Genomic DNA, 5,247 nt, shown 5'->3' with positions numbered 1-5,247 from the left:
GTCGCGATCAGCGGTTCCGCATCCAGCTCTCGACAAGTCGGTTTCCGTAGACCAACTCGACTCCGTGCTAAGCGAGACCGACGTGCTGGTTTCCACGCTTCCGCTGACATCGGCCACCCAGGGCCTTATCGACAGCCGGCGGCTGGCGCTGCTTGGCGCGGGGGCAGGCATCATCATTGTTGGCCGCGCCAAGGTGTTTGATTGCGAGGCACTTGCCGACGCACTCGACGCCGGTCGGCTATCGGGTGCCGTAATGGACGTCTTTCCGGTCGAGCCACTGCCGCCATCGCATCGCCTGTGGTCCACGCGGTCCTTGCTGATGACGCCGCATTGCAGCGTGGACGACCATGTTGGCTACGTCGATCGTTGCATCGCGATCTTCGCCGACAATCTTACTCGCATGGCGAAAGGCGAGCCGCTTCGCAATGCCGTCAACCCCGCGCTCGGTTACTGATCCACCAAGGAGAACCCATGTCCCGCCACCCAAGCGCTGCCAAGGCCGTCTACCCTCAAAATCCTGTGCGAATAACCTCAATCGTGGCAGCGCCACTGTTCGGTGAGAGCCCCAAGGGGGGCTGGTCGGCGGAGATTAAGCCGCAGGATTCGGTGCATGCCCTAATTGCGATTCACACCGATGCCGGCATTACCGGCTATGGCAGCGTCTTCACCGACGGACGCCTGGTTCGGGCGGGCCTGCAGGTGCTTGAGCCTTTGTTCCTGGGAGAAAATGCCCTTGAGCCTGAACGGCTCACCGAGAAGCTGCACCAGAACACGTTCTGGATGGGTCGTGGCGGCACGCTCACCCATACCATCAGCGGAATCGACATTGCGCTATGGGACATCCTTGGCAAGGTCAGCGGATTGTCGATCGGACAGCTGCTCGGCGGCGTTTATCGTCGGCGGATTCAGCCTTATTGCTCGCTGCTCATGAAGATGCCGGACATGATGGCCGACCAGATCCTGCCCTATAAGGAGCGCGGCTTCCGTGCCTACAAGATCGGCTGGGGGCCGTTCGGGCGGGTTGGTAGCGAGGCAGTCGACGAAGGCATCGTGCGCGCCGCCCGGGAAGCAATCGGCCCGGAAGGGCGGCTTTTCGTCGATGCTGGGGCTTGCGACGCGCATTGGCCTCAGGATCTCAAATGGGCGATGCGCACGGCCGACATGTTAAAGGCTTACGACGTCGATTGGTTCGAGGAGCCGCTGCGGCCAGATGCAATCGATGATTACTGTCACCTGCGCCGCGTCAGCCCCGTGCCAATCGCCGGCGGCGAGGTGCTAACCAGGCGCCAGGCCTTTCTGCCATGGCTGTCGCGCGGCGCATTCGACATCGTCCAACCCGACGTGACCAAGGTTGGTGGAATTTCCGAACAGCGCCGCATCGCCTGGATGGCCGACGATTTCGGCGTCCGCTATGTCGGCCATGGCTGGAACACGGCGTTGGGCGTGGCGGCTGATCTGCAAATGGCCGCGGCGTTTCCAAAAGTCGACTATGTCGAGTTCATTGGCGGCAGCGCCTATGTCGATGGCATCATGCAGCAAAGCTTCGACGTCGACGCCGAAGGGTATCTCGCGATCCCGGACGGTCCCGGCCTTGGCGTGTCGCTTGACCCCGAAAAGGTGGCCCGGTTTACGGACAATGCATCGGCCCTGTTCCAGGCTTGAGGCCAGGAGAATCCTAATGGAAGGCTGGATCGTGCCCTCGCGGGGCGTGTTCATCGGGCGTGCCCAGGCGCGAGACGTTGGCCACCCGATGGTTGTCACGCTTCGCGGCGGCAACGTGGTCGACATCACATCCCGCGAGGCGCCGTTCGCGACATTGGCGGATGCGACGATCCTGCCGCCTATGTCTTTGCCGCACCAGGCAGTGGCAGAATCGTTGGCGGTTCACTCGGCAATGACGTCAATCTGCGTGACGTGGAAGGTCGGTCAGCCCTGCTTCTGGGCAGGGCAAAGGACAACAAGGGCTCCGCCGCGATCGGCCCGTTCATTCGTCTGTTCGACGAAGGATTTTCCCTGGCAGATATCGAGACGGCAGAGGTCAATCTAAAAATCACGGGGGAGGACGGGCTTCGCACTCGAAGGCTCAAGTTCGGTGGCGCAAATCAGCCACTCCCCGAAACAACTCGTCGAGGGCCACGCTCGGAGAGCACCATCAATATCTCGACGGCATTGCGCTTTATCTCGGCACCATGTTCGTGCCGGCAAAGGACCGCGCCAAGTCCGGCGGCGGCTTTACCACACGCTTGCGGCAGGTGGCCTGATCTAACCAAGCGGACTGGGAGCGCACCGTGACAATGCCATCTCATGGATTGTAGCAAGTACAGCGGCGTCACCCGCGATCGGCTCCTATTCCCGTATTGCCACGGTAGCAGCCCCAAGGGCTGAACGTGCCAGCGATCGCCGCCGGTATCTGCTAGGCTAGGCTTGTTTGGGCTTCCACCACATTGCGGGTCCTAGCGCCCGCTCACGGGCGAAGTTGCGCTATTGGAAACCTAGGATGCGGAGAGCCGTCTGTATTGCTCGCGTGCATGATTTAGTCTCCCCCCACCCGCCGGAGGCAGATGGTCGTCCCAATCCAAGGGCTACAGGCGCATCGAAATCCGCGTCTGTGGACTTGTAACGCACGATACCATGTCCAACGGCATCAAAAGAAGCCTTCAGGGCTCGTCCTGTCAGTGCACGCTCGCACCGATGTGATGTTGCGCTGCGAATTACGGACATGTCATGCATTCCAATGACAGCGATGCGATAAAACTTCTCTCCGACATCATCGCCTTCCCCAGCATTGCCGGGAGTTCGAATCTGGCGCTGATTGCGTACCTGGAAAATTTGCTCGCTACCCACGGGGCGGTTTGCCACAGAGTCTATTCGCCTGACGGCACACGCTCCAACTTGTACGCAACGATCGGCCCGATGGTGGAGGGCGGCATTGTTCTTTCTGGACATACCGATGTCGTGCCGACCGAAGGCCAAAGCTGGACGAGTGATCCCTTCAAGCTGACCGAGAGAAGCGGAAAACTCTACGGACGCGGAACCTGCGACATGAAGGGCTTTCTGGCTTGCGCCCTGTCCCTGCTTCCAACCATGGCTGCGGCGAACTTGAAGCGACCTGTCCATTTCGCATTCTCCTATGACGAAGAACTGGGCTGCCTCGGCGCGCCCAGCATGATCGAAGAGATGGCAAGGGCGCTGCCGACGCCGCTGGCGGTGGTTGTCGGGGAGCCAACCCAGAACAGGGTCGTTAGCAGCCACAAAGGGTGTCTGGACTTCACCACGACCGTGCGTGGGCAGTCTATTCATTCGAGCCTGAACCATCGTGGCGTCAATGCAATCTCCTATGCGGCCAAACTGATTGGCTGGCTCGATGATCGGCAAGCGTACTGTGCCGCCAATACGCCACCAAGCGATGTCCTGGATCCGCCGTTTACGACGTTTCACTGTGGCCTGATCAATGGCGGGACCGCGTCGAACATTGTCCCTTCAAGATGCGTGTTCACGACTGATATCCGCAGTGCGCCGCATGACAACGCTCTAGACCACCTGGCTGCATACCGACGCCTCGTCGAAGAGGACCTCCTACCTGGTATGCATAGAATTTCGCCCGGATGCGGTATCGACATAGAGGTTCAGGCCCACATTCCCGCCTTCGATCTGGATTCCGGCAGTCCTGCTGAAGCGCTACTTCGTCGACTTACAGGCGACAACGCTATCCGCGCCAAAGGGAGCGTTACCGAGGCTGGTCAGTTTCAGAAAGCAGGATTTTCCACGGTCATATGCGGACCCGGTTCGATCGAGCAGGCGCATTTGGCTGACGAGTTCGTGACGCGAGCCGATATCGAAAAGTCCACCCAAATCCTAATGGATCTCGTCCAGACTCTCGTAAGTGCGTGAGCGGCTTTATACTCCAGAAACAAGGAGAGTTCGCATGCCAAAAGCGTTTGAAAAATCTGAATTCGTACAGCGTCTTGTCCGCGTGAAACGCCAAATGGTCTCTGCTGGTATAGATGTATTATGCGTCGCAAATCCGGCAAATATTGATTACATGACGGGTTACAACGTCAATTCGTACAGCAATATTCAAGCTGTGATCGTTGACTTGAGCGACGACCAGCCTCACTGGTTAGGGCGGTTCATGGACACTGGTGGCGCCCTTGAACTGACGTATCTGGATCAGGACCACGTTCACCACTACGTGGATAGTTTTGTTGATGCTGTAGACAAGCACCCATTTGACGCGGTCGTGGCTCTGATCACCTCACGAGGCCTGGGCTCGAAACGCATTGGCGTGGAGAAGCAAACCTTTTTCATGCAACCGCGATCTGTCGAGGTTCTACAGGCCGAGCTCCCAAATGCGACCATCACGGACGCGTCTTCGGTTGTGAATTGGGTCAGGACCGTCAAGACGCCGGCGGAACTCGAGTACATAAGACAAGCCGGAATTTTGACCGACTTGGGTATTGTCGCAGCTTACGAGGCCATTCAGGTTGGTCTTCGCGGCAGTGACGCAGCTGCGGAAATCCTTTACGCGCTCACCAAGGGCACCAAGGAGTATGGCGGTTTTTCGACCCATCCGCTGATGATGCCCACAGGTCGAGAATTCTCAAAAACCTACCATACGTCCTGGTCAGACGCGCGCTACGAAGCAAACACATCGACAGGTTTGGAATTTTCGGCGAATCGCCACAGATATTCAGCTCCATTGGCTAGAACAGTCTACCTGGGAAAGCCCCCTGAAGACTTCTTGCGGGCCGCTTCCATAATGATCGAGGGCCTTGACGCCCTGGTGGACGGTCTCAAGGCAGGAATGACCGGAGAGGAGGGGGAGCGCCTCTGGCGGGATGTCGCCATCCGGCAAGGCGTCGATAAGGATGCCCGAATTGGTTACGCGGTAGGCCTCGAATATCCTCCGACCTGGGGAGAACAGACCATCAGTTTGCGGCCGGGGGAAACCCGTCTGTTGCAGGAAGGCATGGTCATCCATCTCATACCCTCGCTGATGAGTGGAGACTGGGGACTCGAAATCAGCGAAACGGTAATCATCGGAGCAAGCGGAGCAACACGGCTTTCGAAGCTCGCTCCTGACGTTGTGATCAAGTCTTGAGGGATGATCGGGCATCCCTTCGATGGTCTGCCATCGCGCACTGAAGTCGTTGTTATTGGCGGCGGCATTGTCGGGGCGATAGCTGCCCTGGAATTCGCGGAGCGCGGTATTCCTGTTGTGCTGTTCGAGAAAGGTCGATTTGGGGG

The 5,247-nt window shown here is 58.7% G+C and carries 5 protein-coding genes and 1 pseudogene; all 6 read left to right on the top strand.

Annotation, left to right across the window (positions count from 1 at the left end; genetic code table 11):
- Nucleotides 1-454: NAD(P)-dependent oxidoreductase (locus tag EN935_RS21125; protein WP_281040350.1), on the top strand; the 454-nt coding region annotated here is incomplete at its 5' end.
- An 83-nt stretch (nt 455-537) separates the two neighbouring features.
- Entirely contained in the window at nt 538-1,662 is a 1,125-nt protein-coding gene (locus tag EN935_RS21120; protein WP_245489013.1) for a mandelate racemase/muconate lactonizing enzyme family protein, read from the top strand.
- A gap of 201 nt (nt 1,663-1,863) precedes the next feature.
- Nucleotides 1,864-2,261 (top strand): annotated as a pseudogene (locus EN935_RS42190) (fumarylacetoacetate hydrolase); the annotation flags it as partial.
- 463 nt (nt 2,262-2,724) lie between these two features.
- A complete protein-coding gene (argE, locus tag EN935_RS21110; RefSeq protein WP_127264211.1) occupies nt 2,725-3,891 on the top strand; it encodes an acetylornithine deacetylase in 1,167 nt (388 codons plus the stop codon).
- Nucleotides 3,892-3,925: 34 nt separating this feature from the next.
- Complete coding sequence (locus EN935_RS21105; protein ID WP_127264209.1) at nt 3,926-5,101, top strand: Xaa-Pro peptidase family protein; 1,176 nt, start codon at nt 3,926-3,928, stop codon at nt 5,099-5,101.
- Nucleotides 5,102-5,104: 3 nt separating this feature from the next.
- The coding region (locus tag EN935_RS21100) for an FAD-dependent oxidoreductase (protein ID WP_127373578.1) at nt 5,105-5,247 on the top strand (143 nt) is incomplete at its 3' end.

This window comes from Mesorhizobium sp. M7D.F.Ca.US.004.03.1.1, assembly GCF_003998635.1.
Taxonomy (GTDB): Bacteria; Pseudomonadota; Alphaproteobacteria; order Rhizobiales; family Rhizobiaceae; genus Mesorhizobium; species Mesorhizobium loti.
The sequence above is the reverse complement of the archived record's forward strand: the minus strand, read 5'-3'. Positions and strand labels throughout refer to the sequence as shown.

What these genes read in the sequence shown, in the direction of transcription:
- argE (WP_127264211.1), top strand. Translation starts at nt 2,725, where the DNA reads ATGCATTCCAATGACAGCGATGCGATAAAACTTCTCTCCGACATCATC.
- EN935_RS21105 (WP_127264209.1), top strand. Translation starts at nt 3,926, where the DNA reads ATGCCAAAAGCGTTTGAAAAATCTGAATTCGTACAGCGTCTTGTCCGC.